4 protein-coding genes and 1 pseudogene are annotated in these 3,544 nt (G+C 41.7%); all 5 read right to left on the reverse strand.

The window, feature by feature from the left end; translation table 11 throughout:
- A pseudogene (locus ABZB17_RS21560) lies at positions 1-98 on the reverse strand (50S ribosomal protein L3); the annotation flags it as partial.
- A gap of 22 nt (positions 99-120) precedes the next feature.
- Positions 121-426 carry a 30S ribosomal protein S10 gene (rpsJ, locus tag ABZB17_RS21565; RefSeq protein ID WP_038558987.1) on the reverse strand — a complete coding sequence of 102 codons (306 nt, stop codon included), beginning with the start codon at positions 424-426 and terminating at the stop codon, positions 121-123.
- A gap of 19 nt (positions 427-445) precedes the next feature.
- Positions 446-2,560, reverse strand: a complete 2,115-nt coding sequence (fusA, locus tag ABZB17_RS21570; protein WP_045032498.1) for an elongation factor G — start codon at positions 2,558-2,560, stop codon at positions 446-448.
- 41 nt (positions 2,561-2,601) lie between these two features.
- The gene (rpsG, locus tag ABZB17_RS21575; protein ID WP_045032495.1) at positions 2,602-3,078 is read right to left on the reverse strand and encodes a 30S ribosomal protein S7; all 477 of its coding nucleotides are present in this window, start codon (positions 3,076-3,078) and stop codon (positions 2,602-2,604) included.
- Between the two features lie 135 nt (positions 3,079-3,213).
- Positions 3,214-3,544, reverse strand: a 331-nt coding sequence (gene rpsL, locus ABZB17_RS21580; protein ID WP_372653562.1) for a 30S ribosomal protein S12, incomplete at its 5' end; no start/stop codon positions are given.

A 3,544-nucleotide genomic window follows, 5' to 3' on the forward strand; every position in this document is an offset into this window, starting at 1 on the left:
ACACAAGGTCCGGCCTCAATCACAGTGCATGGGATATTTTTCCCCTCAACACTGAATACGGATGTCATTCCGATTTTTTTTCCAATAATACCAGCCATTTTTTTCGACTACTTTAAATTATCAAACTTTAATTTCTACTTCAACGCCACTTGGAAGCTCCAGCTTCATTAGTGCGTCGATTGTTTTAGCGGTTGAGCTGTAAATGTCGATCAAACGTTTGTAAGATGACAACTGAAATTGCTCCCTCGATTTTTTATTTACGAAGGTTGAACGTAAAACAGTGAAAACTCTGCGGTGAGTAGGAAGTGGAATAGGACCACTTACTACAGCACCAGTAGTTTTTACTGTTTTAACGATTTTCTCAGCCGACTTGTCTACCAAGTTGTGATCGTACGATTTAAGCTTAATCCTGATCTTTTGACTCATAAGAGAAAATTGTTATAAATTATTTTAATAAATCAACTTTTCCATTACAATCTGCCAATACTTTCTCAGCAAGGCTACGTGGAACTTCTGCATAATGGCTAAATTCCATTGATGAAGTAGCACGACCCGAAGAAAGTGTACGCAATACTGTTACGTAACCAAATTGTTCTGACAGTGGAACTTTTGCTTCGATTACTTTTGCGTTACCCTTGCTATCCATGCTTGCAACTTCGCCACGACGACGGTTGAGGTCGGCAATAATATCACCCATGTACTCTTCAGGAGTAACAATCTCAACATTCATAATTGGCTCAAGAAGCGCAGGTTTAGCTTTTGATGCTGCACTTTTAAATGCCTGACGAGCACAAATCTCGAACGATAACTGGTCTGAATCCACAGGGTGGAACGAACCGTCGAGCAATGTTACTTTCAAGCTGTCGACAGGGAAACCTGCCAACGGACCATTTGACAATGCATCTTTAAAACCTTTTTCAACTGAAGGGATAAATTCGCGAGGAATACGTCCACCTTTTACAGCATCGATAAACTCCAAACCATCTTTTCCTTCTTCAGCAGGTTCTACTTTTACAATAACATCGGCAAATTTACCACGACCACCAGTCTGTTTCTTGAATACTTCACGTAATTCAACAGATTCGGTAATTGCTTCTTTATAGGCAACCTGTGGTGCTCCCTGGTTACATTCAACTTTGAACTCACGTTTCAAACGATCGATCAAAATTTCGAGGTGAAGCTCACCCATACCACGGATTACAGTCTGACCTGAATCTTCGTCGGTATTTACAACGAATGTAGGATCTTCTTCAGCCAGTTTCGCCAATCCGTTTCCAAGTTTGTCAACGTCTTTTTGCGACTTAGGCTCAATTGCAATACCAATTACCGGCTCAGGGAAGTCCATGCTTTCCAGAACAACCGGATTTTTAATATCACCCAGCGTATCACCTGTACGGATATCTTTAAAACCTACCGCAGCACAAATATCTCCTGCTGAAATAGAGTCTTTTGGATTCTGTTTGTTAGAGTGCATCTGGAATAAACGCGAGATACGCTCCTTTTTACCTGTACGTGAGTTGTAAACAGTATCACCGGCATTCAGTGTACCTGAGTACACACGAATAAATGCCAAACGACCGACGAATGGGTCGGTAGCGATTTTAAATGCCAATGCAGCCAAAGGCTCATCTGCATCAGGGTGACGAACAACATCAGCGTCAGTTAACGGGTTTTTACCAGTAATTTCCTCTTTATCAAGCGGCGATGGTAAGAACTCACAAACAGCATCCAACAAACGCTGAACACCTTTATTTTTAAATGCTGATCCACACATCATTGGAATGATTACTCCTTCCAAAGTTGCTTTACGGATAACAGCCAACATCTCTTCTTTCGTAATTGAATCCGGATCCTCGAAGTAACGCTCTAAAATCGCGTCATCTACTTCTGCTACCGATTCAACTAAGTTTTCTTTCCACTCTTCAGCTTGTTCAACTAAATCAGCAGGAATTTCATCAAGAACATACTTTGTTCCCATTGCGCCGTCGTCTTCCCAACGGATAGCTTTCATTTCTACAAGGTCGATTACCCCTTCGAAACTTTCTTCTGATCCAATAGGAATTTGCATTGGCACCGGGTTAGCACCTAATTTTTCTTTAATCTCGTTGTAAACGTTAAAGAAATCGGCACCCTGACGGTCCATTTTGTTTACGAATGCAATACGGGGAACGCCGTATTTTTCGGCCTGACGCCATACTGTTTCAGACTGAGCTTCTACACCACCAACGGCACAGAATAACGCTACAGTTCCGTCCAAAATTCTCAGCGAACGTTCAACCTCAACAGTGAAGTCAACGTGTCCCGGAGTATCAATAATATTTACTTTGTGCTCAATATCATTGTGTTTCCAGAATGTAGTAGTTGCAGCCGAAGTAATTGTAATACCTCTTTCCTGCTCTTGCTCCATCCAGTCCATGGTAGCAGCACCATCGTGCACCTCACCAATACGGTGAGTCAACCCTGTATAAAACAGAATACGCTCTGTTACAGTGGTTTTTCCGGCGTCGATGTGCGCCATAATACCAATGTTTCTGGTATATTTCAGATCTTGTTTAGCCATTTTTTAAACCTATTTTCTATTACCAATTTTACTAAACTATTCTAGAATCTGAAGTGTGCGAATGCACGGTTAGCTTCGGCCATTCTGTGCGTATCTTCTTTTCTCTTGTAAGCTCCACCTTCTTCGTTGAAAGCAGCGATGATCTCAGCAGACAATTTATCAGCCATAGATCTTCCCGAACGTTTACGGGCAAACAAAATCATGTTTTTGATACTGATAGCGGTTTTTCTTTCCGGACGAACTTCCATCGGAACCTGGAAAGTAGCACCACCTACACGGCGACTCTTAACCTCAACATTCGGAGTGATGTTCTCCAATGCTTTTTTCCAAACTTCAAGAGGTGATTGTTCTGCATCTTTCATGCGTTTTTCTACCATATCCATAGCTTCGTAAAACACAGAATATGCTGTTGATTTTTTACCATCAACCATAAGGTCGTTTACAAACCTTGTTACTAAAGTGTCGTTGAATTTTGGATCCGGTAAAAGGATCCTCTTCTTTGGTTTCGACTTTCTCATTTTAAAACTTTTTAGTGTTATTCAAATCGGCTGCCCTAAGGCGGTCTTCAGTTCATCTCCGGAAGACAATAGAGAGAATCCCTTACTCAACCAAACCACTGCAAATAACGTAGTTAATTACTCTTTTTTACTTTCTTATTTTTTCGGTCTTTTCGCACCATATTTCGAACGACGTTGTAAACGTCCTTCAACACCCGCAGTATCCAGCGCACCGCGAATTAAGTGATAACGTACACCCGGAAGGTCTTTTACTCTACCTCCGCGAACAAGCACGATTGAGTGCTCCTGAAGGTTGTGGCCTTCACCAGGAATGTAAGCATTCACCTCTTTACCATTGGTTAACCTAACCCTTGCAACTTTACGCATTGCCGAGTTTGGTTTCTTTGGTGTAGTGGTATAAACACGAACACATACTCCACGACGTTGTGGGCATGAATCTAAAGCCGGAGATTTACTCTTCTCAACT

The sequence above is a fragment of the Draconibacterium sp. genome (assembly GCF_041583095.1).
Lineage (GTDB): Bacteria > Bacteroidota > Bacteroidia > Bacteroidales > Prolixibacteraceae > Draconibacterium.